We start from the raw sequence: 23258 nt of genomic DNA, 5'->3' as shown, positions 1-23258 counted from the left end.
CCGTGTCGTTATCCTTATTAAGGCGACGTCAGTAAGGTCTGTCGCCGACAATTCCCGCGCGTTCCATCTTGCGCGGCGCGGGCCAGTAGTCCATGACCGCATAATGCTGCGTCGAACGATTGTCCCAGACCGCTACGCTGTTCGGCTTCCATCTGAAGCGCACCTGATACTCGGGAATCAACGCCTGGCTTTGCAGATAGTTGAGCAGAAGGCTCGCGCCCGGCGTCTTGTCGAGTCCGTAACGGACATTTTCCGGCGTGTGATAGTTGACGAAGTGCGTCGTGAAACTGCCGACGTAAAGGATCTTTTCGCCGGTTTCCGGATGCGTGCGCACGACGGGATGCTCCACATCGGGATTCTGTGCGGCGAGCTTTCTGCGCTCGTCCGGTTGCATCGCCGCGCCGAACGAATGTTCGATACTGCTCTTCGCCCGCAATCCTTCGATGCGTCGCTTGATATCGTCCGGCAATTGCCGATACGCCTCGACCATGTTTACCCAGATCGTATCGCCGCCCGTTTCGGGGCACTCGATGCAGCGCAGCACCGCGCCCATCGACGGATCCGGCCGCCACAAACCATCCGTGTGATAGTTGTTTTCGTAGGGGTTTTTCGCCTCCGACCGGTAAATGCGCACGAGGCCCGGATGCTCCGGATCGCTTCCCGCCACCGGATGTTCTTCCAGTTCGCCGAAGCGGCGCGCGAACGAGACGTGCTCCGCCCGCGACATGTCCTGGTCGCGGAAGAACAGCACGCGATGCTGCAGCAAAAGCGCCCTGATCTCCGCAAAGAGCGATTCGTCCCTCGACGCGTCGCCCAGATCGACGCCCGACACCTCAGCGCCAATGCAGGCCGTGAGTTTTTCAATCTTGATCATCTTGCATGTCTCCATCGTTCTTGAACGGTCGCACTTCATTGTTTGCGCAATGTCCGTTTCCATTCAGCATAGCGCCGATTTTTATTTATGTCGACATAAATAATTCAGTGCGTGGCGTGATGTCGAACGTCTTGGCGAAGGCGTCGACCAGATATTCGCCGATGGGCAGCGCCGAAGTCGCGGCAGGCGAGGGCGCATTGCATACATGCAAGCTGCGTTTCGACGGACGAATCAGGAAATCATGGATCAACGCGCCATCCGAGGACACCGCCTGAGCGCGCACGCCGGCGGGATAAGGTTCGAGGTCGTCGAGCGACAGCTCGGGGCAATACTTCCGGCACAGCGCGAGATAGCCGCTTTTCCAGAGCGAATTGCGCACTTCGGAGATGCCGGACGGACCATATGTCTTGAGCATCTTCCAGAAGCCGCCGAACGTTGCCATCTCCGCCAGATCGCCCATGTCGATATCGCGCCAGCGGTATCCTTCGCGCGCCATTGCGAGCACTGCGTTCGGGCCGACGGTCACGTAGCCGCCGATCATGCGCGTCAGATGCACGCCGAGAAACGGCAGCGCGGGGTCCGGCACTGGATAGATCAGATGCCGCACGATATCGTTCTTCGACGCGGGCAGCCGGTAGTATTCGCCGCGAAAAGGCACGATGCGAAAGTCCACGTCGAGCTTGCACATGCGCGCGAGCCGATCGGCCATCAGACCCGCGCAGACGATCGCGTGCTTCGCGCGAAAACGCGCATGCGTTGTCGTCACGGAGACACCGTTCTCGTCCTCGCTCATGCCGGTGACTTCCTGCCCCAGCAGAAGGGTTGCGCCGTTTTCGCGCGCCATGTTCGCCATCGCGCGGGTCACGGCGGGGTAATCGGCGATGCCGCTCGATGCCACGCGTATCGCCGCTTCACCGACGATCCGCGGTTCCTCGCGCGTCAGTTCATTGCGGTCGAGCCATTGCGGCTGAAGCTGGTTCTGTCTGCATCGTTCGAACAGGTCTTTGAGACGCCGCACTTCGAGCGCGTCGGTCGCGACGATCAGCTTGCCGCATTGTTCGAAGCGAATGCCGTGGCGTCGGGAAAACGCGTAGGTCGCGGCGGCGCCACGCCGGCAGAAATCGGCCTTCAGACTGCCGGGCGAGTAGTAGACGCCCGCGTGAATCACGCCGCTGTTGTGGCCGGACTGATGCACGGCGAGCGTGTCTTCTTTTTCGAGCACGAGCACCTTGAGCGACGGATATCGCTCGGTCAGCTGCATCGCGGTGGATGCGCCGATGATGCCGCCGCCGATCACGATCACGTCCGCATCGGCATTGCGCAGAGAGACGTGTGCGGTCATTGGGCGAACACTCCGCGCTGGCGCATCAGTTCGCGATGCAGTTCAGGATGCTTCTCGAACGGCGCGCGCCCATGCACCCAGAAGAAGTTGTTGGCGACGATGAGTTCGCCCACGGGCAAGCTGATTTCCTTCGTCGCGGGCGAGGTTTCCATCGAATTCGACATCGCGTACAGATAGCGCGCTTCGTCGAGCGTGCGCGGCTGCACGAACTGGTCGATGAACGACATCGACAGACCGAACGCCGAGTGGAAGAACAAGGGACGCTCGACGGCCATGCTGACGTTCTTCGAACCGGGCGCCTTGAAGACGAAGGGAAGCGCGCCCATCGGATCGAGCGCGTATTCGTCGCGTTCGGCCCAGTCGTCCAGATGCAGCAGGCGCGACTCGCCGCCGGATGCGTGGGTTTCGTCGAACTTCATCATCAGCAGCCAGTGCGTTTCTTCCTCGACGTAGGTGCCGTCGGTATGCAGCGAGAACAGCCGGTAAGCCTGCCGCAGATAGGAATCGCTGGCGTCGGTGTGCTTGACGAGAAAGCGGGCGTAGTAGGTACCCGACATCGCATCGTGATTGCTCGGGCCGAGCAGATGCGCGATGGCGGTGCCGAAGCGCACGTAGTCGTCGCTGTCGGACGTCGCGCCTTGCACGCCGAGCGTAAAGCCGCCGCTCGACCGATCGCGCACGATCTGGGTGAGCGCCGCGCCGAACGCGCCGCCGAGCGTGCGGTTCAACTCGTGCGCGAGCATGAAGCGCATGTAGGGCACGTACTGCAGGTTCTGCACATCGACGTGCTTTACGGCCTCGAAAAAGCGCGCGAGCGCATTCTGATCGAGTTCGATACGGCGCAGGCGATTGTGCTGCGGATGGGCGTGAATGCTGAAAAGCGGCTGAACGATATGGGCTTCGACAGGTGCGTTCATGTTGGACTCCGTGTAGTGGGTGCCCCTATTTCACGCTGTTCCTGTGTTCGATTAAACTGCCCAAAACGGGATTTTTAATCGGAACTTGCGAATAAATGGATAGTCGCCAGTTGAAGGTTTTCGTGTCGCTGGCCGAGGACCTGCACTTCGCGCGCACGGCGGACCGGCTGAACATCGCGCAGTCCGTGTTGAGCGATCAGATCAGAAAGCTCGAGACCACGCTCGGCGTGCGACTGCTGAATCGCAACAAGCGCGCGGCGGTGACGCTGACGAGCGCGGGCGAGGTCTTTCTGCAAGAGGCGATGCTCGCGCTGCGTCAGCTCGAACGCGCAGAATCGGTCGGCCGGCTCGCGGCGCGTGGCGAAGCGGGGAATGTGTCGCTCGGCTATGTCGGCTCGGCGGTGTCGACGGGTTTGCTGCCGGCGACACTCAAGCGCTTCCGCACGGCATGCCCGCAGGTCAAGTTGGACATTACGGCGATGGAAACGCCCCGGCAACTCGAAAGCCTGCACGATGGCCGGCTCGATGTGGGCCTGCTGCGTTCACGTTCGCGCTATCCGGATGACGTGGCGGCGACCGTGGTGATGCGCGAGCAACTGATGATCGCGCTTGCGGCCGATCATCCGCTGGCGGAATCGGAAACGGTGCGTCCGAATGCGTTGCGCGATGCGGCCTTCATCGTTCCGCAGTTCAGCGAAAGTGAGGGGTTTGCGGAGAATCTCTCGAGCCTGGGCCGTCTTGGCGGATTCGATGCCACACCGCGCCATCGCGTCGCCGATTTCGTCACGGGGCTGTGCATGGCGGCGGCGGGTTACGGCGTGGTGCTGGTGCCGCAATCGATGAAAGCGTTCGCGCCCGTCGATATCGCCTTTCGCCCCATCGTCGATTACCACGAGGAAGCGGAACTTGCCGTCGCGTACAGAAAACGCGAGGGCGCCCCGGCTGTCAAGCGTTTCGTGGAGACGGCAATCGGGTTGTTCGGTCTTTGAGCTTTGGGTAGCGAATGATGGTTCGAGGAGACGTCCGTTAGGCCGAAACCGGCCATGATGAGCCATTCGTCCAAGCATTGCCCGGACATTCAGACGGTCAGCGACAATCCCCAAGCGGACGTCCGATCACGACGTGACATGATTCCCCACAGCGCTTGCGGATTATGTGATTCATAGCGCTCGCCAGTTTCGCGAAGTTGCGTCGAGCATCGCGTAATTTAACGAACACCAGCCTCAACTTTGACGCGAATCTGCCGTAATGGGTGAGAAGGTCGACAGTCAAACTACGAGCAACCGCGAAGAGTATCTGGCTTTCCTCGACAAATCCTGGCAACACTCATTCGCGGAAAAAATGAAAAAGGTCGCATCGTCATCCCTGAAGCGAACAGTCATCGCATCGCTGTGCCTGTTCCTCGCTGCCTGCGGCGGCACGAACAATCCGCAGCAAACCACCAACTCACCGGCGAGCAGTGCTCCGGCGGACAGCACCCCGGCGAGCAGCACCCCGGCGAGCAGCACCCCGGCGAGCAGCGCTCCGGCGAGCAGCGCCCCGGCGAGCAGCGCTCCGGCGAGCGAAGCCCCGGCGAGCAGCGCTCCGCCTGTGGTCACGTATCGAGTCGGCGGTGCCGTCGCTGGTCTGCCGGGCTACGAGCCGCTGACGCTGCTCAATAACGGCGGCGACGCGCTGACGTTGACGGCAAATGGTTCGTTCACGTTCGCAACGCGAGTCGCGACCAACAACGCCTATGCGGTCACCGTAGGCAAAAATCCGCTGTGGAAGATTTGCAATGTAACGAATGGCAGCGGCACAGTCACAAACGACGTGAGCAACGTGGCGGTAGCCTGTTCGGCTGCCCACGGGAACGTATCCAGACTGGCCTCGACGTACACGTTTAGTACGCCCATGGCCACCGCGGTCGATGCGCGCGGAAACGTCTACGTCGGCAACACCAATGGCAACACGGTCGTCAAGATTTCTGCCGATGGCAGCAGCGTCACGACGTTAGGCGGCGGATACACGTTCAACGGACCCATGGGTATCGCAGTGGATGCGAGCGGCAATGTCTACGTAGCCGATGCGAACGATAGCAAGATTCTCAAGATATCCTCCAACGGAACTACCGTCACGCAGTTGGCGGCATCGCACACGTTCAGCGATCCGATGAGTGTAGCCGTGGATGCCAGCGGCAACGTCTATGTGGAAGACACGAACAATTATCAGGTCGTCAAGATCGCGCCTGACGGCACCACTGTCTCCGTACTGGCGCCCTCGTATTCCTTCGGAATGTTGATGGGTATGGCCGTGGACGCGAGCGGCAACGTTTATGTGTCGGACTACACGAACAACAAGATCCTGAAGATTTCGGCGGGCAGCAACACTGTCACGCAACTCGCCGCATCGTCGACTTTCGCCGGTGCCTATGGTCTGGCCGTGGATACGAGCGGGAATGTCTACGTCGCGAATTCCATGACCAACAAGATACTGGCGATAGCACCGGGCAGTTCCACCGCCACACCGATTACGACCTCGAGCGCGCTGAGCGGGCCCTACGGTGTAGCGGTGGACGCGCAAGGCAATCTCTACGTTGCTGACGGCGGAAACAGCCAGATTCTCAAGATCACGCCTGTACCTTGATTGAGAGGTTGCCGTAATACTTCAGGCGACGGTGCGCAAAGGATTGCTGACTTGATCAACCCAAATTCAGACGCAATCCGATTGCGTGCTGCCGTGCGCATAGACGGGGAGGTCCGCTGGACCTCCAAAACCTGTCACTTACGCAGAACTGCATCGAAGGACGGCTTCGGGTCGTAAGTGTGAATTCGCTGGCTCAGTCGTTGCGGTCCTGCCGTGAGACGCCAGCAACGTCCGCAATCCGTCAGGCTGCCGATGTTGAACGCGACCAGCGTCAGAGTCCGCTATGACCGACGCTCGCACGTCGGCCATTCGGCAGGGCTCGGCCACCTTGAGACATTCGATCGCGGCACTCGAACGGCCGCTTTCGATTGGCACCACCCGCGAGTTTGTGGCATACCACAGACAAATACGCGTTCACTTTTTCACTCCGGAGCTGGACACTCCTTCGATTGAAAGCCGTGACCAATGTGCGCGTAACATAGATGCGCTGATTGCCCCGGCAGTAGCCCAATGACGTGTGGAGAGGCGGACATGCGGCTTGCAGACTTTATCTTGCAAGAAATGGAGGCGATTCTGGCGTCGTGGGAGGCATTCGCAACCAGCCTGGTGCCGGCGTCGGCAGATATGGGATCGGTGGAGTTACGCGAAGAGGCGGAGCAAATGCTGCTCGCCGTAGCCGCGGACTTGCGAACCCCGCAGACCAGAGAAGCCCAACGCAAAAAATCGTTAAACCAAGGCCCCACGCCGGTCGGGACATCCGAATCAGCCGCTCGAACGCACGGCTTTCTGCGGGCTCGGGCCGGCTTCACTGTCAACCAACTCGCCGCCGAATATCGCGCTTTACGGGCAAGTGTGCTTCGTCTGTGGATGGACCAGTGCGCGCTGGAAGCGCCTGACCTCGACGACATGATTCGTTTCAATGAGGCGATCGATCAGGCGCTTGCCGAGTCGGTCACCTCGTTCAATTTACAGATCGAGCAGAACCGCAATCTTCTGCTTGGGATGCTGGGGCACGATATGCGCAGCCCCCTCCAGGCGATTCAGATGACTTCAACGTATCTGGCAGCACTGAATGCCGGTGAAAATGTGTCCAAGGCGGCCGGCCGCCTGATACGCAGCGGGGCTCGGATGCAGGCGTTGCTTGATGATTTGACGGCATTCAACCGGACGAAACTGGGCTTGGGCATCAACGTCTCACCTTCGCGTGTCAATCTGGCCGATGTGCTTGCTGAGGAGTTGGACGAGTTGCGTGCTATTCATCCGGAAAGACAGATTGAGTTGCAAGTGACTGGTGATCTGCAGGGAGTCTGGGACAGTCTGCGCCTGCAGCAATTGCTGGGGAATCTTGTGATCAACGCCATCAAGTACGGGGCACAGGAGACACCTGTGCGCGTGATGGTGACGGGCGATGAAACTCATGTCCGGATTGACGTCAGCAACAACTGCAGCGCCGCCATCGAACCCACAACGCTCGCCCGCATCTTCGCCCCGCTGGAGCGAGGACAAGACCGTCAAAGTCAAGACGAGAAGGCGGCCAGCCTCGGACTGGGTTTGTATATCGCAAGTGAGATCGCCAAGGCGCACCACGGTGCCATCGAAACGCGGTCCGGTGAGACGGAGACCACCTTTTCCGTGTCACTCCCACGTGCGAAACAGTAGCTCTGCGCTGACAGGCCGTCACAGCGAGAAGATACTGCGCGGAAAGCCGCCATTCGACTGTCGACTCGGAATGGCCCATTTGGGTGGCGATTCTTGCCCGTCGCGAAGCGAGGATCGTTGGCCAGATCTCTCTCGCGCCTTGAGTGTGGTTCACGAATCGATGGCCCCATCCGCAAGTGGGCTGCAAGCCGTAAAGACCGAACCGGAATCGATGTGTCCGCGGTTAATCCCCGAACGGGTTGCCCGTGTCTTTCACCTCGGTACTGAGGTTGTATTCCGCACGCACGGACACTAATACGCGCTCGATGTCGCGCTCGAAACCGATCGCGTTGCCAAAGTTAGTCATTTTCCAATTGCAGCCTGTTTTATCCGGCTCTTGCAGCTGGGGCCGCGGTACACGAATCTTGACGCCATCTTCGATGATTTCCTGCAGCCGATGGATTCGCCGGTCGACCTCTTGCTGAAGCCGTGAGGCGTTAAGCGTCTTTCGTATCATTCGAGTCTCCTTCCGGTTGGCCCTGGAGCGTGTCAGTCACGATGATGATTTCGCGCTGCGACCATCGCTCCCATTGTCAGGACTTTGAAATAACGAAACCGTCCTTTCCCGTCACGGCGATGGTCGCATCGTATCGAGCGCCATTGCCACCCAAAGCGACTGTCGCACGCTTTGCATTTGCAAGTAAGTTGATGAGAGCGGCGGTGATCACTTCCGGCGCGTCGAATCGTCCCTTAGGCCCGGATAGCGTCAAAGCACCCACGAGCTCCCCGGTCGCGCCGAAGACCGGCACTGAGACCGATGCTGTCTCCGGGTCTCGCTCCCCATGAGAGACCGCCCATAGCTGGCCGCGGACCTCGCTCCAACGCGCGTCTTGATCTTCCGTGAACGCCAGCAACACTTTGCCCGAAGCACCTTTGTCAATCGCGAACTCTTCCCCAACGCGGATCGAGACCCGGACGCTTCGAGAAGGCTCGACACGATAAAGGACCAGACGAAAGTCGCCCTGCCTGACGTAGAAAGACGCGGTTTCGCCGATGTCTCGGCTTATTTGCTGAAGTAACGGCTCAATCACAGGGCCAACTTGAAACGAACGCTGATACAAGGCTGCAAGGCGAAGTGGTTGGTGGCCGATCGCGTACTGTCCGTCGTCGAGCTTCCTTATGAATCCACCATGCTCGAGCGCGCCCAGCAGGCGCAGTACGGTGCTCTTGTAGAGGCTGGTTCGTCGAGACAACTCCGTCAACGTCAGCTTGTCGTCGGTCGGTCCGAACGAATTCAAAATTGCAAACGCGCGGTCCAAAACCGCCACGCCGCTCGACGGGTCCATCGCTTCTGTCGGCGCTGCCGCTGCCGAGGTTGAGTCTGTAGCCACGGTCTTCTCCAGAGTATCTGCTCGCTACTGTACGGTTTCGCCTGACAGAACTCAAGTTCTGAAAAAAGCGGAATTCAAGGGTTTACCAGCTTGTCGAGACACTTTCATGGTTTTATAGTTCTTTCCAACAGAACGTAGGTCTGACAGATAGAACTTTGGAGCTTTCCGAAATGAGTAATTCGAAGGTGCTGATTAGCGAAGTGGGGCCCCGAGATGGCCTTCAGAGCATCAAAAGCGTTATGCCGACGGCCGCAAAGCTGAGGTGGATTTCTGCATTGGCGGCGGCCGGGTTGCGGGAAATCGAGGTCGGCTCGTTCGTGCCGCCGAAGCTTCTGCCGCAGATGGCTGACATCCGGGAAGTCGTGGCGCACGCGCTTTCCATTCCGGGTCTGCATGTAGCCGTGCTCGCGCCAAACCTGCGCGGTTGCCAGAACGCTTTCGAAGCAGGTGTGCATAAAGTGACGCTGCCTGTATCCGTGACCGACGAACACGCGATGGCGAACATCCGCAAGACCACCGCGCAGTTGATCGATGAAGTGCGCGAGATCGTGGCTCTGCGAGACGCCCGGTTTCCCGGCATTGAAATCGAGGCCGGCGTCTCAGTCGCATTCGGCTGCACCATCGCGGGCACCGTCACAGACGACCAGACGATGCGCATGTGTGCGGCAATGGCGGAGTGCGGAGTCGACGAAATCGGTCTGTCCGACACGAGTGGCTACGCCAATCCGACGCAGGTCCGGCGCATGTTCCGTCGCCTTCAAACCGAGTTCGGCGATAAGGCGGGCGGGGCGCATTTTCACAACACGCGGGGTCAAGGTCTGGCCAACGTCGTCGCTGCGTTGGACGCAGGCGTAACGACTATCGATGCGAGCCAGGCGGGTTTGGGCGGCTGTCCGTATGCGCCGGGCGCAACCGGCAACATCGTCACGGAAGACCTTGTCTTTCTCCTTGAGTCGATGGGCTACGACACAGGCGTCGATGTCGACGCGCTCATCGCGGCTCGAACCATCCTCGCCGAGGCGTTGCCCGGCGAAGCGCTCTATGGGCACGTCAAGGACGCCGGCTTGCCGAAGGGCTTCGGGTATGCAAATGGTCGCGCACCGAGCGCGCCACAACCCGAAGGGTGCCTCCTGGGAGTCGCGCAATGAGCGAAGTCGAATCCAATCAGTCTCTGCCCTACAGCGGCGTTCGCGTCGTCGAAATGACGCATATGGTGATGGGCCCCACGTGCGGCATGGTCCTCGCGGACCTGGGTGCCGAGGTCATCAAGGTCGAGCCCATCAACGGGGACAGCACCCGCGCACTTCGGGGTTCGGGGGCGGGCTTTTTCAGTACGTTCAATCGGAACAAGAAGAGTATCGCGGTCGATGTGAAAGACCCGCGCGGCGTTGAAGTCGTGCACAAGCTCCTCTCAGGTGCAGATGTGTTCAGCGAGAACTTCAAGAGCGGGACGATGGACAAGCTCGGGCTCGGCTATGACGCTTTGTCGAAGTTGAATCCACGCCTCATCTATGTCTCGCACAAAGGCTTCCTGCCGGGTCCGTACGATCATCGCACCGCTCTCGACGAAGTGGTGCAGATGATGGGCGGGCTCGCGTACATGACGGGCCCTGAAGGTCGGCCGCTGCGCGCCGGCACGAGCGTCAACGACATCATGGGTGGAATGTTCGGTGCGATTGGAGCGATGGCTGCGCTCGCTCAGCGGGAGCGGACCGGCCGAGGACAAGAAGTCCAGAGCGCACTATTTGAAAACAACGTTTTTCTGGTCGCCCAGCACATGATGCAGTTTGCCGTGACGGGTAAGGCGGCAGCGCCGATGCCGAGCCGGATTTCGGCATGGGCGGTCTACGACGTCTTCTCGGTCAAGAACGGCGAGCAGATTTTCCTCGCGGTCGTCTCGGATACGCAATGGGCGATCTTCTGCGACGCCTTCGGCCTCACGGAACTGAAATCCGACGAGCGCATCTCGACGAATAATCAACGCGTACAAGCACGTAACTGGTTGCTTCCTCTGTTGCGCAAACACATGGAGGCGTTCACCGCCGCGGAGATTAGCGCGGTGTTCGAGCGTGCCGGCCTGCCGTACGCGCCCATTACCCGGCCCCAAGACCTGTTCGAAGACGAGCATCTGCTCGCAACGGGTGGTCTGGCCGATGTCACCTTGCCCGCGGATGCGAGCGGCGCGGGGCAGCCGATCGCTACCAAGACGGCATTGTTGCCCCTGACGCTCGGAGGTGAGCGTCTTCGACTGCGCGCGGCGCCCCCGTCGCTCGGACAGGACACGAGAACGCTGCTCCATGAGGTCGGTTACTCGACAGAGGACGTGAAACAGCTGACGGACGCGGGCGTCATTAGGTGCAGCGAACGCCAAACGGGCGACGCATTGGACCCGTCAGCCAACGAGATTGCGAGCGCCTGAACTCCACGCAGAAAAAGCGACATGGCCCCGCGGAGATACGTCCGCGGAGGGCCGCGATTTGTCCGGAGACGAAACATGACATCCATATCCTCGAACATGACCGACGGAAGCTCGGCGATTTCTACGCTTGAGCAACAGGCGGTCAGAAAGGCAGCGTGGAGATTCATTCCACTTCTCGCGCTTGCATACTTCTTCAATTACCTTGACCGTACCAGCGTCGGCTTTGCTGCGCTGACGATGAACCGCGACCTCGGCCTGACCGCCACGCAATTTGGTTGGGGCGCTGGAATTATGTTTGCCGGTTACTGCATATGTGAGGTGCCGAGCAACCTTGCGCTATATCGCTTTGGTGCACGGAAGTGGCTTGCGCGAATCATGATTACCTGGGGATTCTTTGCGGCGGCGACTGCGCTGGCAACGGGTCCAATTAGCTTCTACGTCATCCGCCTCCTGCTGGGCATTGGCGAAGCCGGATTCTTTCCTGGCGTCATCTTCTTTTTGGCCGTCTGGTTTCCGGCGACCTACCGGACACGCGTTCTTGCCTGGTTCACCGTGTCGACACCGTTGTCGTCCTTCATTGGTGGCCCGCTTTCCGCATGGTTGCTGAAGCTGGATCGTGTCTTTGGACTCGCAGGTTGGCAGTGGATGTTCATCGTCGAGGGATTGCCCGCATGCGTGCTTGGCATCTTCGTGCTGAAGATGCTCGCCGACAAGCCGGCAGACGCGAAATGGCTCTCGGCTGAAGAGCGACAAGCCCTTCAGTCTGCCTTCGACCGCGAAGGCAACGCTGGCCAGAAGAAAAAGAACTTCCTGGCGGCGCTCAAAGACATTCGCATGTACATCCTCGCGATGATTTCGTTCGGCTTCACGATGGGCTCATATGGCATCGGGATCTGGTTGCCCCAGATGCTCAAGGCGCACGGGATGAGCGTCATTGAAACGGGCTGGATTTCGGCTATTCCGTATTTCTTCGCTACGATCGCACTGCTTTGGTGGGCGCAACGCGTTGACCGCCGGGGCGGCCATATTGCGAACCTGGCTGCGGGGCTTTTCATCGGCGCGGTGGCGCTCGGCGTTTCCACGTACTTCCAGCAACTGCTTCCCGCGATGACCGGCATCACGCTCGCACTGATTGGCACCATCGCCGGGCGCACTATTTTTTATACGTTACCGGCACGCTTTCTCTCTGGACAGGCCGCGGCGGGTGGACTCGCACTCATCAACTCCATTGGAGCACTTGGTGGCTTTGCCGGGCCATATCTCGTGGGCCATTTGAAGGACAGCTTCGGCACGTTTTCGGCGGGAATGATCGGTCTGTCCATCGTGCTGGGCATCACGACCTTGCTCACGCTGTCGCTCTTCGCTTTCAACCGGGGGGAGTGAGCATGCAAGATCTTCGTTCTTCAAATCGTCGTCGTATCCTTCGCGCGGCTGCTGCCTCGATTTTGATTCCCGCAGTGGCGCAACGGCCGAGCTTCGCAAAGGAGGAATCGCGAACAATGTCTACATCGAGCAATTATCTTCCCGTGCGCGCCGAATGGCTGGCATCCGGTACCGAGCCCGCGCTTGAACCCCATATGCCGATCATCGACGCTCACCATCACTTCTATGAGCGTCCAGGCTGGACGTACATGTTGGACCAGTATCTCGAAGATGCGACGTCCGGGCATAACATCACTGCATCGGTGTATATGCAGGCATTGACCCGGTATCGAACGTCCGGGCCTGAGCAACTGAGACCGGTCGGAGAAATCGAGTACGTCGCCGGGGTCACTGCGCCTCTGCAAAAGGGGAAACCGCAAGTCGCGAAGGGCATGGTCGGATACGCGAACCTTCGCCGTGGCGCCGCTGTCCGTGATGTCCTGGAAGCAGAACTGCAAGTGGGCGATGGGCGGTTCCGAGGCGTTCGGCATCTCGTGACCTATGACCCGGACCCGACGCTAGCCAACCCGCTGACCGCCGCGCCGCGCGGGCTGTTGCTTGACAAGGACTATCGAGCGGGATTCTCGCAGTTGGGCCCCTTAGGACTGTCTTACGATGCGTGGCTGTTCTTCCCGCAGTTGCCCGAATTGTTTGATTTGGCGAAAACTTATCCGGACACGCCCATCATCATCAACCACTGCGGCGGAGTGGTGAGAATCGCGAGTTACCAGGATCATCGAAAGGACGTCTTCGATAGCTGGTCGCGATCGATGCGCGAGTTGGCTCAATTGCCAAACGTTTATGTAAAGGTGGGCGGGCTGGGCATGCGAATCAACGGCTTCGATTTCGAAAAGGGCGAACGACCGCCGTCTTCGGAGCAACTGGCCGAAACATGGAAGCCTTGGATGATGACGTGCATCGAAGCCTTCGGTCCGAACCGTTGCATGTTCGAAAGTAACTTTCCTGTGGACAAGGGTTCATATCCTTACAGCAATGGCTGGAACGCGTTCAAGCGCATGACGTCGCAGGCAAGCGCGGAAGAAAGAACGGCGCTTTTCCGAGGAACGGTGGAGAAGGTCTATCGGTTGGCTTGAGCCACGCTCGGCGGCAGGAGACAACCTAAGCCGTGCGCGCCGAGCTCGAACACGCGCATGTACTCGATCTGGGCTCGCGAGGCATGAACGGGTCAAGTCGGTCGTTAGTGTCAATTCGTTGATGCAGGCGGTTGCGGTGCTGCCTGCGAGCCGCCAAGGTCAGCAATCCGCTTGGCTGTTGACTTTGAAGAATACCTGTCCCAATGTCGGCAAAGGCCGAGGCGCCAGCATTCGCCGTCAGGCAGGGCTCGGCCATCACGACACTCATCTCTCCGCGCGAAACGGCCGTTGTGTGAAATAGCGGCCACCTGTTCTGCCTGAAGCGCGTCGGGCCGTGGCGCGGTCGACGGAAGAGCCCCCGAGCGGACCGCGCGTGACCAGGGTCGCGCGGCGCCCGTCAAGGCTCAACACGTCGCACCATCAGTCCAAGGCAACGGCAGGCGCCTGTACGCACGCTCGAGAGGGCGCTGTCTCCTTTAGACTGAGCGCCACGACCAATCCGATCGCGAGCGCAGCCAATCCGAGCTGCATGATGTACTGAATGCCAAAGTGCTTGGCGATGTATCCGGCGATCGCCGGTGCGAACCCGCCACCAAAGACTTCGCCGATTCCGACCACTAGGCCCGAAGCCGTCGACATCAGCTTCGCCGGCACCGATTCCGCGCTCAACGGTCCCACCGTCAGCGTAATCAGGCTGAACACAAAAAGAAGCGTGAGCGTGAGCTAGATGAAGAGCGTCGTCGGATTCGCACCGGTTCGCATGAGGAGGAACAGAAAGACGGCAGCGCCGATCACCGAGAAGATCATGACCGGCTTTCTGCCCAGTCGGTCGGATAGAGCGGGCATCACGAGTGTGCCGAGCGTGCCGCCGAAGCCGATCGCCGAAAGCACGTAGCCCATCTGCTGCATGCTCAGGTGCAGATAATCGATCAGGTAGCTCGGGAACAGTGCGCTCAGCACGACGAGGCACGTCAGCCAGCACAGCATGCCAACGATATTCAACGGAATGTTGCGGTAGCGAAAAACATCGGTCCACTTGTGGGCGTGAAAATCGTGCGTCGCCGTGTGCAATGCCGCAGCCGTCGGTCGAGTATTACGCAGCACCCTGAACATCAGATAAGCCACCAATAAACCCGGAATCGACACGACCGCGAAAATCCAGTGCCACGGCAACACCTTGAGCAATTGCGTCACGAGAATCGGCGCGATGCCCAAGCCAAAAAGCGGCAGCGCCATCTGCTGAATGCCGATGTTGCGCCCGTGACGCGTCGGCCTGGATGCATCGAGGGTCGCGATGATGCTCGCAGGCGTGTACGCACCTTCGGCAAAACCCATCACCGCGCGGATCAGGATCAGCGACCCAACGCCGGTAGCAAGACCACTCAAGCCCGCTAACAGCGAGAACACGACGATGGCTGGAATGATCACCTTGCGGTGACCGATCCGGTCGGACAGGTTGCCCATGAACATCGCGGAGATGCCCCATGCGACGGCGAGCGCCCCGGTAATGTGCCCGAGGTCCTGATAGTCAAGGTGCAGCTCCGCCATCATGACGGGAAAGAGCGGCATGATCATGAACCGATCGATGCCTACCAGTCCAAAGCCGAGGGACAGCAGGGCGACGGCTTTCCACTCATAAGCCGTATCCCATCTGAATCCGTTGTTGTTTTCCATGTTAGCCATCTCCAATCGATAAGCGGCGTCTTTTAGACGCGACGATCCAATGTGCGCGAGGGATTCGCGCACGCTTCAAGAAAGGAATACGTGTCAGAAAGAGGTCTGCAGGCCGAGGCGGCCGATGACCTGATGCGTGGTGCTCGATTGAGCCGCACCGTTGATCCAGGCGTTGTGTCCGCCTTCGACATCGCCACCGGTCCACTGGCAGACCGCTTCGGCGTAGAGCGTCGTGCGTTTGGAGAGTAGATACTGCGCTGCGCCCGTGACCTGCTGCGCCCTGTTATGGCTGAGCTGCGCGTTGCCCAACATGAACTGATAGTTCGCGCCGAACCGGATGTCCGGCATGAACGTGTACAGCGCTCCGACCTGAATCGCCTGCACGACGCCGCCGGTCAGCGTATTGCGCGTGTTGGTGTAGAGCGCGTTGAGAAACACGTCGCCGATGGTCTGACTGACCCCGCCTCCGAAATTGCGGATTCCGTCGTGACCGTCGTTCAGTGCCGCGTACTTTGTTTCGTTGTAAGCGGCCGCGATACCGAAACTGCCGATCGCATAGTTCATGCCGAAACCGATCGTGTTGTTCGCGGAAAACGAGCCTGGCGTATTGCCGAAGCCGTACAACGCGCCGAGTCTCAAACCTGCGAAGGTGGCCGACACGATCTTGACCGAATTCGACACCCGCGAAGTACCGCCGGTCTGATCGAAGTCGAACGAGCCGGTCGGATTCTGCGGAATGCCGAGCGCGGCGAACGGCCCCTGCCGCATGTTGTAAAGGCCGCCATACGTGAAGGCGCCATCCAGTTTCGCAGGCGGGAAGAAGAGGAAGTCGGCCATCAGGTTGTATTGCTGGCCGAACGTGATGCGCCCGACATCGTCCTTCGACAAGCCGACGAAAGCCTGCCGGTTGAAGTCGGCGTTGGGTCCCGGGATTCCGGCGCCGCTGTTCACCGAGAACTGCGACGCAAGCTCGAACACGGTCTTGTAGCCTCCGCCCAGATCTTCGACGCCACGAATGCCCCAGATGCTTGGCGTCCAGATCGAGTCGTCGGCTTTGAAGTTGTGGCTGCCGTTTTCGTTGCTCACATAGCTCACGCCGACGTCGAGAATGCCGAACAGCGTCACGCTGCTTTGCGCTCGAGCGTGCGTGGCGAGCGCGCATGCCGCGACCAGCGCCAAGAGTGTCTTCCTCATGTTTCCCTCCGTCGATCTTTATTGTTCGAGTTCAGGAAACGGCCGCTTCGATGGTTTCGGCAAGCGGAAGCCGCGATACGAGATCGCTCAGCAACGACGGCAGATCCTGAAGCGTCGTCACTCCGCCGAAGATGTAGAAGTCGGGCCGCACGACGATGGCTTTGACGTCGTGCTCATCGAAGAACTGCTGGTACTTGCCGCTGACGTCGAGCAACACGCGATCCTTGACGGCTTTGCCCGCGTCGGTCGTGATGCCGATCGAACGCCCGCCGATGGCAGCGAGAGCCGCCTTGCATTGCGCATCGAGATATTGGTTCGGATGCGCATCGAGTGCGATCACGTGAAAGCCGTTGGGCACCGCCTCGTCGTAGCGGGATGCTTCGCCGAGGTTCCTGACCTGGCCGTGTACGCTCAGCAGTCCTGCGACGCCCTCGCAGGCGAACGCGGGGTTCTTGCAGATCATGCCTTCGGTCAGACCCGGGAACGGCGCAAGCGCAGGCACTTCGCCGGCGAGATAAGCTTCGTCGCGTCGAGCCGCCTCTTCCTTGTCGGAGATGCAAACGACCTGTCCCATCGCGATGGATGCGTCGATCACCGCACGCACTTGCGGGCGACGCTCGGGCGTATAGCTTTCGAGCAGACGGTCCGATGAAATGCCCTTGAGGATCAGGTCGAAACGCCAGGCGAGATTCCATGCGTCCCGGATGCCGGAGCACATGCCCTGGCCCATGAACGGGGGCATCTGATGGGCCGCGTCGCCGGCGAGCACCACACGCCCGCTATGCCAGTTTCTCGCGATCAGCGAACGAAACTTGTAGACGGCATGGCGCACGAGCGTCGCGTTCTCCGGCGTGACCCACGGCGACAGCAGTTCCCACACTTTCTCCGGCTTCTGCAACTCTTCGATCGATTCGTGCGGCAGACGCATGAACTCCCAGCGACGCAGGCCCGGGCCGCCTGGCACCATCGTCGTCGGGCGGGCCGGGTTGCACCACTGGCCGATATCGGGAACATCGAGTTTCACGCCATCGTTGGGCTTCAGATCGATGACGAGCCAGTCTTCCTGGAAACCGAGATCGTCGAACTCGATATGCTGCGACTTGCGGACGAAGCTGTTCGCGCCGTCGGCCCCGACGACGTAGCGGGCGCGCACGGTCTGCGTTTCGCCGGTCGGCTCCCAGTTCGCGCCGTTCATGACGCCGCGACGCAGCGTCAGTTCGCAGCAGTCGGACAACTGTCGCAGTGCGGTGGCTTCCCAGCCTTGTTGCACCGAGACATTCGCCAGCGACTTCGCCTTGCTGTCGAGCAGCGCTTCGAGCGACGGCTGATTGAAGAGGTAGCCCACCGGGCCATCGCTGATCGATTCCGCCGACCAGTCGATCTCGACGAGCGTCTTCCAGTCCGCGTTGAACCACTGATATTTCGCCGACGGCTGCGAGATGCGCTCGACGTCCTCTCCGATATCCATCGCATGAAAGATGCGGCGGATCTCGTGGTCGTGAAAAACGGCGCGCGGAAGCGGATACAGCGAAGGCCAGCGATCGAAGACCGCAACCTTATAGCCGCGTTCTCCGAGCAATATCGAAAGAGATTGCCCGACCGGTCCGTATCCGACAATCGCGACGTCGAGAATGTTTTGATCTGTCATTTCAGTTCACCTGCTGAAAAAAGAGCGAGTTGTGCCCTGACGCCGGATGAACCGGCAGTCATCGAATCGATGCAAAGGGTATGAAGCGGTCAGTCTTTGAAAGCGACGCCGGCTTCGGTGTTATGGATGAAGTCGTCGGGGACCAGCGGGCCCCATAGATAGAGCGAGTCTTCCGGCGCGAAGTCGCCGGCGGGCCACGTCTTGCCTGCGGACACGAAATCGATGTCGGCGGAGTACTCGCAGAACGAGCCCCACGGGTCTTGCACGTAGTGGAAGTAGTTCGAGCCCAGCACGTGCCTGCCTGTGCCCCAGCCCTTCGTGAAACCGGCGGCGGCCATCTGCGACGCCCCTTGTCCCACGAGATTCACGTTATCGACGTCCCACGCCGCGTGATGCCAGCCGCGCGCGATGCTCTTGGCGAACGCGACCAGATGATGGTCGCTGCCGTGCGGCGCATGCGTGAACGCGATGATGTCGAGCGACTTGTCCGACAAACGCAGGCCGAGCGCCTTGCCGTAGAAGTCGAGCGCGCCGAGGACGTCGGGCGAGAACAGCAACACGTGAGACAGACGTCGCGGACGCACGGTCTTCGCTTCCGAGCGCATGTGCGCGCCGCGCTCATCCGCGTTGCTCGATTCAACGACGCACGGCTTCTTGTCGAATGGCGTCGTCTTCGGGCCGATCTTTACCTGGATCAGATTGCCGTCAGGATCGCGGAACCAGAAGCCTCGATCGGGTGAGACAACCAGGTCCGCACCTGCCGCCACCACCTGATTGCGGATCGCCGCGAAGTCCTCTTCGAAGCAGTTGAAACTGAGATACGCGAGTGACTTTCCCGATGCGGGAAGGATGCGCGCCCAGCGATGGCCATCGGCTGCGCGCAATTCGAGTTCTGCTGCGTTCGCCGCCACATCGAGACCGAACGCGCTGAAGAAGCGCTCGGCGTCGGCGAGCGAGGGAACGTTGAGCGCGAAGTGATCGATCGAGTGAACACTCGCGCATGCGGATGCTACGGCAGGGTCGCTCATGACCGTGTCTCCATGTTCGATGAACGCCGGCTCTGCGACCGGCTCCGCGGATAAGGAATCAGTGCGCTGCTTCGTCGGCGATGACATTGCGCAGGGTGCCGATCTTCTCGACCGACACTTCGCACACGTCGCCTGCTTTCATCAGAAGCCGCGGCGTGCGGGCCCAGCCGATGCCCGATGGCGTGCCGGATACGATCACGTCGCCCGGTTCGAGCGTGATGGCTTCGCTGATCACGCTGATGAGCGTCGCGACGTCGAAGACCATGTCGCTGGTGCTCGCCGACTGAACCACTTCGCCGTTCACGCGTGTTTCCAGCAGCAGACCTTTCGCGCCCGCGGGCAATTCGTCGGCGGTCACGAGGTCGGGACCGAACGCGCCCGTGCCATCGAAATTCTTGCCGACGGTCCACTGCGGCGTCTTGAACTGATACTCGCGCACGGAGCCGTCGTTGAAGAGCGCATAGCCCGCGACGTGCGAGAGCGCGTCTTCCTTCGCAATGTGGCGGCCGCCCGTGCCCAGCACGACCGCGACCTCGCCTTCGTAGTCGAGCCCTTCGCAATCGGTCACGCCCGGACGAATCATCGGCTGCTCGTGCGCGACGAGACTGGTGTTGACGCGCAGGAAAAGCGTCGGGTAATCGGGTTGCTCGTACTTGCTTTCCTTCGTGTGATCGGCGTAGTTCAGACCCACGCAAACGATCTTCGGCGGCTTTTGCAGCGGCGGAAGAAACTTCAGGCCAGCGACCGGCACTTTGTCCTCCGTCGCGTGGGTCTTCGCGTACTCATCGAGACGGACGCCGCGAGCGAGAAGCGACTCCAGCGGCTCGTCGCCGATCACGCGCACATGATCTCCATCGCGAACGCCGAGGGTTGCCTTGCCATTCTTTTCGAAACTGACGAACCGCATATTTGCCTCCTGTTCACCCGAGGCAGCCGCCTCGGGGTTTGTGATTCTCGAATTGACGAATTTGTCATTTCCAATTCTAAGCAAAATGACGATATCGTCAATATGAATCGGCATAGGACAAACCCGCAGGCCGCATGCGCTGCTAAAATCAAGCCAGATCAAAGGGATAGTCAATGGAAGCGACAGATTCGATCGAGAATCATCGAACCCGCGTGGGCGCATTGCGACGCGAGAAGACACGCATTCGTCTTATCGAAAGCGCGCTGGGCGTTTTTGCGGAGAAGGGTGCGGACGCGCCGACGATCGACGATTTCATAGCTGCGGCGGGCGTCGCGCGCGGGACGTTCTACAACTACTTCCGCACGACGGCGGAATTGCTGTCGGCGGTGGCAGGCGAAAGCAGTGACGAAGTGCTCGCGGTCATCGACCCGCTCGTGCGCGCCATCGACGATCCGGCGCAGCGCGTGGTGGTGGGTTCGCGCCTCTACATGGGCATGGCCGCACGCTATCCGCTGTGGGGCGCGTTCATTACGCGCGTGGGCACGAAACGGGGTTCGCGAGGCCGCTTGCTCGACGAGTACCTCATCCGCGATCTGCAGATGGCTCTGGATGCAGGTCGATTCGACGTAGCGAACGTGGTCGTCGCGCGCGATATTGCGCTTGGCTCGATCATGTACGGCATCGACACGCTGCTATCTGACGACGCGCCTGTCGACTACGCCGAGCAGTCCATGTACGCGCTCATGCGCGCCTTCGGAATCGGAGCGAAGGAAGCGCGAAAATTGGCCTACGCGCCGATCGCTGATCCTCCGGCACCTCGCGGCGCCATCTTTGAGCGGGTTGATGCATTGGCAGACGGAGGCGGCGATCTGCATCGTGACCCGACGAGTTAGGGCGCACGAAGAGTTCTAAAGCGTTCGCCGCGTCCTTTAAGAGACAAAGAAGCCCCAGTGGGAAGTCGCGGCGCAAGAACGGCCGCACAGGCCTGGAATGCGGTCGTTCGATTCGATGGCTCCAACGTCCCAATAGGGTCGAAACTGTGAGTTGGCGAGGCCGGAAGCTTCCATCCCGCTGCGCGGCGCCGTCAACGTCGGCAGCCCGCCGTACTGCCGACGTTCGTTGGAGACCTGTCGAACGACGAAGCCCCCTCGACCGACGACATCGGCGTAAATCTGCGTGAGCCTGGAAAGCGCACAGACGTTGGCGATCGTCACCCTCGTCCGGCGCTGTCCGGATTATTTGGGGTGGCTCGCGATGAAGTTCTTGACCGCCGTGTACACAGCTTTCTTCGTCTTGCCGTCGCTTTGCAGCATTCCGTAATTGCCTTCCTGGGAGTCGTACAGCTCGAAGCCCTGAATAGACTGGATGTTGTACTTCGACGCCTGCGTGTAGTACTGCAACATCATCAGGTTGCCGGTGAGGTAAGAGGCGATGGCGTCATTCGAGCCGTATTCGGGACGCACGCCGTACTCGTTGATCCAGACCGGTCTGCCAAACGAACTAATGATGCCGAGAATGTCGTGACATCCCGTGCCGCCGCAGGCATTGGTCATGTCGCCTTGGTCGGAGTACCAGTGCCATGCGGTGATGTCCCAGCTGACTGTCGGGTGACCGTGCGTTCCGTCGGGCTGCGAGCCGTCGAGGAGCATTTGGAAGAACGCAATATGCTTCCACGTACCATCGACGATGATCTTCGCCGAACTGTCGACCGACTTCACACCTGCGATCATGCCGCGAATGACGCCCCGCGCGATCATGAACGGCTGATTACTGTACTGATACCAGACGTTGCCGTCGTAGTTGCCGGCCAGCGCGGCTGAGTCCAGCTCATTCGCAACTTCGTAGTACGCGTACTTGTACGTCTGCGCCGTCTGCTGACCCATCGTGTAGCCAGCATTGTAGGCCGCTTCCTCGGTGTCGAAACCCAGGCCAAGCAGCATGACCGGATACACTTGAACGCCGCCTGCGGCAAACTGCCTCGCGACCGTCGCGAGCACCTTGGCCGATGCAAGGTTGTACACGTCGTTGCGGAAGATCTTCACGCCGAGGTCTTGCAGTTGCGAGAGCTGCGTCGCGTAGGGCGTGTTGTCGTACACGCCGCCGTTGGTGATGTGACCGTTCATGCCATAGAAGATCGAACCAGTGGTGGCAGCCTTTGCGGTCGCCTCGGGCATGTCGGCGACTTTGACCGTGGCGGCATCGACGGTGCCTTCGCTGCCGCCGCCGCAAGCTGTGAGCATGAGGCTGGTGGCGACTGCAACGGCGAAAGCTGAGATCTTGCCGAGAGGGAAACGGTCGAGCAAAGAATTGTTCGCTTTATTTTGAATTTTCATGGTGATTAGGAATGCGTATTTAATGGTACCGAACCTATGACGGTGCCGGCTGATACCCATGTGGCTTTGATCCAGTTATCGGGCGTCGACTTAAATCAAATAACGAAACGATGAGAAGATCGCCACTGTGAATCCGTAAGTACCCCATACGGATAGGGCGGGATCAATGGCCTGACGCGATTTGCGCGCCATGGCAGCCGGTTTAATGAATTAGCCGCACTGGCGCTGCACGGTGTCATGCGCTCTAGCTTGGCGGAAGAGATCCACAAGGACTGGCCAAAATTACCGTATGACTGAGCCTTATAAATGCTTTTAACGGCAAAGACTACGGTCTTCTTTAGCTGGTACAGGAAGATGCTACGGATTGTCTGTCCGTGTCGCGATGTAGAAAGGTATTAATTACAGGGCGCCTGAAGCTCTCAATACCGTCAAGTCGGCGGCTACGGCACCGATTCGAACGCGGATATCCTCAAAGAAACTCCAACACGAAATGCGCGATCAACGCTGCCGCGGTCGCAATCGTCGCGAGCCAGCTGAGCGGGCGTAAAACCTTAGAACTGGCTAAAACCAGCAGAACGAGAACGGGCGTGACAGTCATGCTGTTGAGAACTGCGCTCCAACAGAGCGCTCGAAAGGGTTCGACATGAAAGGCGGTCCGCCCCACGGCGATCGTCATGCCGAGCACCATGATCGCGACGAGCAGCCACGCGATCCACGTATCGCGCCATACCACACGCCTGCGAGCGCATAAG

Annotated in this window: 21 protein-coding genes; 8 read left to right on the top strand and 13 right to left on the bottom strand. The window is 60.0% G+C overall.

The genetic code is table 11. The annotated features are described in order from the left end of the window. Nucleotides 1–28: 28 nt before the first annotated feature. From AC1Z32_RS32550 to glaH, 3 genes are all read right to left on the bottom strand, one after another. Nucleotides 29–871 (bottom strand): TauD/TfdA dioxygenase family protein, encoded by an 843-nt coding sequence (locus AC1Z32_RS32550; RefSeq protein ID WP_483483370.1) that lies wholly within the window; start codon nt 869–871, stop codon nt 29–31. A gap of 88 nt (nt 872–959) precedes the next feature. Beyond that, nucleotides 960–2216: an L-2-hydroxyglutarate oxidase gene (lhgO, locus tag AC1Z32_RS32545; RefSeq protein WP_483482932.1), complete on the bottom strand. Its 1257-nt coding sequence runs from the start codon at nt 2214–2216 to the stop codon at nt 960–962. Continuing rightward, nucleotides 2213–3133, bottom strand: coding sequence for a glutarate dioxygenase GlaH (gene glaH / locus AC1Z32_RS32540; protein ID WP_483482931.1), 921 nt, complete (start codon nt 3131–3133; stop codon nt 2213–2215). Before glaH ends, lhgO begins: the two co-directional genes overlap by 4 nt. A gap of 95 nt (nt 3134–3228) precedes the next feature. On the opposite strand from glaH, the gene AC1Z32_RS32535 reads away from it, so the two are divergent. The 3 genes from AC1Z32_RS32535 (at nt 3229) to AC1Z32_RS32525 (ending at nt 7417) form a co-directional block, all read left to right on the top strand. Next, the gene (locus AC1Z32_RS32535; protein ID WP_483482930.1) at nt 3229–4122 is read left to right on the top strand and encodes a LysR family transcriptional regulator; all 894 of its coding nucleotides are present in this window, start codon (nt 3229–3231) and stop codon (nt 4120–4122) included. 259 nt (nt 4123–4381) lie between these two features. Next, a complete protein-coding gene (locus AC1Z32_RS32530) occupies nt 4382–5758 on the top strand; it encodes an NHL repeat-containing protein (protein WP_483482929.1) in 1377 nt (458 codons plus the stop codon). 531 nt (nt 5759–6289) lie between these two features. After that, on the top strand, nt 6290–7417 hold the full coding sequence (locus AC1Z32_RS32525) for an ATP-binding protein (protein ID WP_483482928.1): 1128 nt from the start codon (nt 6290–6292) through the stop codon (nt 7415–7417). 223 nt (nt 7418–7640) lie between these two features. Here the strand turns inward: AC1Z32_RS32525 and AC1Z32_RS32520 are convergent, their stop codons facing one another. Then, complete coding sequence (locus tag AC1Z32_RS32520) at nt 7641–7913, bottom strand: hypothetical protein (protein WP_483482927.1); 273 nt, start codon at nt 7911–7913, stop codon at nt 7641–7643. Between the two features lie 76 nt (nt 7914–7989). Continuing rightward, on the bottom strand, nt 7990–8742 hold the full coding sequence (locus AC1Z32_RS32515) for an IclR family transcriptional regulator (protein ID WP_483483369.1): 753 nt from the start codon (nt 8740–8742) through the stop codon (nt 7990–7992). Between the two features lie 215 nt (nt 8743–8957). Here AC1Z32_RS32515 and AC1Z32_RS32510 point away from each other — a divergent pair, with 215 nt between their 5' ends. From AC1Z32_RS32510 to AC1Z32_RS32495, 4 genes are all read left to right on the top strand, one after another. Then, on the top strand, nt 8958–9935 hold the full coding sequence (locus AC1Z32_RS32510) for a hydroxymethylglutaryl-CoA lyase (RefSeq protein ID WP_483482926.1): 978 nt from the start codon (nt 8958–8960) through the stop codon (nt 9933–9935). After that, nucleotides 9932–11206 (top strand): CaiB/BaiF CoA transferase family protein, encoded by a 1275-nt coding sequence (locus tag AC1Z32_RS32505; protein ID WP_483482925.1) that lies wholly within the window; start codon nt 9932–9934, stop codon nt 11204–11206. The genes AC1Z32_RS32510 and AC1Z32_RS32505 overlap by 4 nt, the downstream gene beginning before the upstream one ends. A gap of 75 nt (nt 11207–11281) precedes the next feature. Further along, nucleotides 11282–12589: an MFS transporter gene (locus AC1Z32_RS32500; RefSeq protein WP_483482924.1), complete on the top strand. Its 1308-nt coding sequence runs from the start codon at nt 11282–11284 to the stop codon at nt 12587–12589. Nucleotides 12590–12591: 2 nt separating this feature from the next. Continuing rightward, the gene (locus tag AC1Z32_RS32495) at nt 12592–13722 is read left to right on the top strand and encodes an amidohydrolase family protein (protein WP_483482923.1); all 1131 of its coding nucleotides are present in this window, start codon (nt 12592–12594) and stop codon (nt 13720–13722) included. A gap of 420 nt (nt 13723–14142) precedes the next feature. On the opposite strand, the gene AC1Z32_RS32490 is transcribed toward AC1Z32_RS32495, so the two are convergent. The 6 genes from AC1Z32_RS32490 to AC1Z32_RS32465 form a co-directional block, all read right to left on the bottom strand. Then, entirely contained in the window at nt 14143–14424 is a 282-nt protein-coding gene (locus AC1Z32_RS32490) for a hypothetical protein (protein ID WP_483482922.1), read from the bottom strand. Between the two features lie 21 nt (nt 14425–14445). Beyond that, a complete protein-coding gene (locus tag AC1Z32_RS32485) occupies nt 14446–15396 on the bottom strand; it encodes an MFS transporter (RefSeq protein ID WP_483482921.1) in 951 nt (316 codons plus the stop codon). A 93-nt stretch (nt 15397–15489) separates the two neighbouring features. Then, nucleotides 15490–16590, bottom strand: a complete 1101-nt coding sequence (locus tag AC1Z32_RS32480; RefSeq protein ID WP_483482920.1) for a porin — start codon at nt 16588–16590, stop codon at nt 15490–15492. Nucleotides 16591–16621: 31 nt separating this feature from the next. Beyond that, nucleotides 16622–18238, bottom strand: coding sequence for a bifunctional 3-(3-hydroxy-phenyl)propionate/3-hydroxycinnamic acid hydroxylase MhpA (gene mhpA, locus AC1Z32_RS32475; RefSeq protein WP_483482919.1), 1617 nt, complete (start codon nt 18236–18238; stop codon nt 16622–16624). An 89-nt stretch (nt 18239–18327) separates the two neighbouring features. Beyond that, entirely contained in the window at nt 18328–19266 is a 939-nt protein-coding gene (locus AC1Z32_RS32470) for a VOC family protein (protein ID WP_483482918.1), read from the bottom strand. Nucleotides 19267–19324: 58 nt separating this feature from the next. Continuing rightward, nucleotides 19325–20173, bottom strand: coding sequence for a fumarylacetoacetate hydrolase family protein (locus AC1Z32_RS32465; protein WP_483482917.1), 849 nt, complete (start codon nt 20171–20173; stop codon nt 19325–19327). 173 nt (nt 20174–20346) lie between these two features. Here AC1Z32_RS32465 and AC1Z32_RS32460 point away from each other — a divergent pair, with 173 nt between their 5' ends. Then, a complete protein-coding gene (locus AC1Z32_RS32460) occupies nt 20347–21066 on the top strand; it encodes a TetR/AcrR family transcriptional regulator (protein ID WP_483482916.1) in 720 nt (239 codons plus the stop codon). A 342-nt stretch (nt 21067–21408) separates the two neighbouring features. Here AC1Z32_RS32460 and AC1Z32_RS32455 read toward each other — a convergent pair whose 3' ends face one another. Both AC1Z32_RS32455 and AC1Z32_RS32450 read right to left on the bottom strand, forming a co-directional pair. Continuing rightward, nucleotides 21409–22506, bottom strand: coding sequence for a lipopolysaccharide biosynthesis protein (locus AC1Z32_RS32455; RefSeq protein ID WP_483483368.1), 1098 nt, complete (start codon nt 22504–22506; stop codon nt 21409–21411). Nucleotides 22507–22975: 469 nt separating this feature from the next. After that, nucleotides 22976–23182, bottom strand: a complete 207-nt coding sequence (locus AC1Z32_RS32450) for a hypothetical protein (protein ID WP_483482915.1) — start codon at nt 23180–23182, stop codon at nt 22976–22978. Nucleotides 23183–23258: the final 76 nt, after the last annotated feature.

This window comes from Caballeronia sp. 11_S32, from assembly GCF_056930355.1.
This window is presented reverse-complemented; position numbering and strand designations above follow the sequence as displayed.

Coding starts and splice junctions, on each gene's coding strand:
- AC1Z32_RS32455 (WP_483483368.1), bottom strand. CDS start 22,506: ATGAAAATTCAAAATAAAGCGAACAATTCTTTGCTCGACCGTTTCCCT.
- AC1Z32_RS32460 (WP_483482916.1), top strand. CDS start 20,347: ATGGAAGCGACAGATTCGATCGAGAATCATCGAACCCGCGTGGGCGCA.
- mhpA (WP_483482919.1), bottom strand. CDS start 18,238: ATGACAGATCAAAACATTCTCGACGTCGCGATTGTCGGATACGGACCG.
- AC1Z32_RS32515 (WP_483483369.1), bottom strand. CDS start 8,742: ATGGACCCGTCGAGCGGCGTGGCGGTTTTGGACCGCGCGTTTGCAATT.
- lhgO (WP_483482932.1), bottom strand. CDS start 2,216: ATGACCGCACACGTCTCTCTGCGCAATGCCGATGCGGACGTGATCGTG.
- AC1Z32_RS32450 (WP_483482915.1), bottom strand. CDS start 23,182: ATGACGATCGCCGTGGGGCGGACCGCCTTTCATGTCGAACCCTTTCGA.
- AC1Z32_RS32510 (WP_483482926.1), top strand. CDS start 8,958: ATGAGTAATTCGAAGGTGCTGATTAGCGAAGTGGGGCCCCGAGATGGC.
- AC1Z32_RS32535 (WP_483482930.1), top strand. CDS start 3,229: ATGGATAGTCGCCAGTTGAAGGTTTTCGTGTCGCTGGCCGAGGACCTG.
- glaH (WP_483482931.1), bottom strand. CDS start 3,133: ATGAACGCACCTGTCGAAGCCCATATCGTTCAGCCGCTTTTCAGCATT.
- AC1Z32_RS32495 (WP_483482923.1), top strand. CDS start 12,592: ATGCAAGATCTTCGTTCTTCAAATCGTCGTCGTATCCTTCGCGCGGCT.
- AC1Z32_RS32505 (WP_483482925.1), top strand. CDS start 9,932: ATGAGCGAAGTCGAATCCAATCAGTCTCTGCCCTACAGCGGCGTTCGC.
- AC1Z32_RS32470 (WP_483482918.1), bottom strand. CDS start 19,266: ATGAGCGACCCTGCCGTAGCATCCGCATGCGCGAGTGTTCACTCGATC.
- AC1Z32_RS32465 (WP_483482917.1), bottom strand. CDS start 20,173: ATGCGGTTCGTCAGTTTCGAAAAGAATGGCAAGGCAACCCTCGGCGTT.
- AC1Z32_RS32500 (WP_483482924.1), top strand. CDS start 11,282: ATGACATCCATATCCTCGAACATGACCGACGGAAGCTCGGCGATTTCT.
- AC1Z32_RS32530 (WP_483482929.1), top strand. CDS start 4,382: ATGGGTGAGAAGGTCGACAGTCAAACTACGAGCAACCGCGAAGAGTAT.
- AC1Z32_RS32485 (WP_483482921.1), bottom strand. CDS start 15,396: ATGGAAAACAACAACGGATTCAGATGGGATACGGCTTATGAGTGGAAA.
- AC1Z32_RS32520 (WP_483482927.1), bottom strand. CDS start 7,913: ATGATACGAAAGACGCTTAACGCCTCACGGCTTCAGCAAGAGGTCGAC.
- AC1Z32_RS32480 (WP_483482920.1), bottom strand. CDS start 16,590: ATGAGGAAGACACTCTTGGCGCTGGTCGCGGCATGCGCGCTCGCCACG.
- AC1Z32_RS32525 (WP_483482928.1), top strand. CDS start 6,290: ATGCGGCTTGCAGACTTTATCTTGCAAGAAATGGAGGCGATTCTGGCG.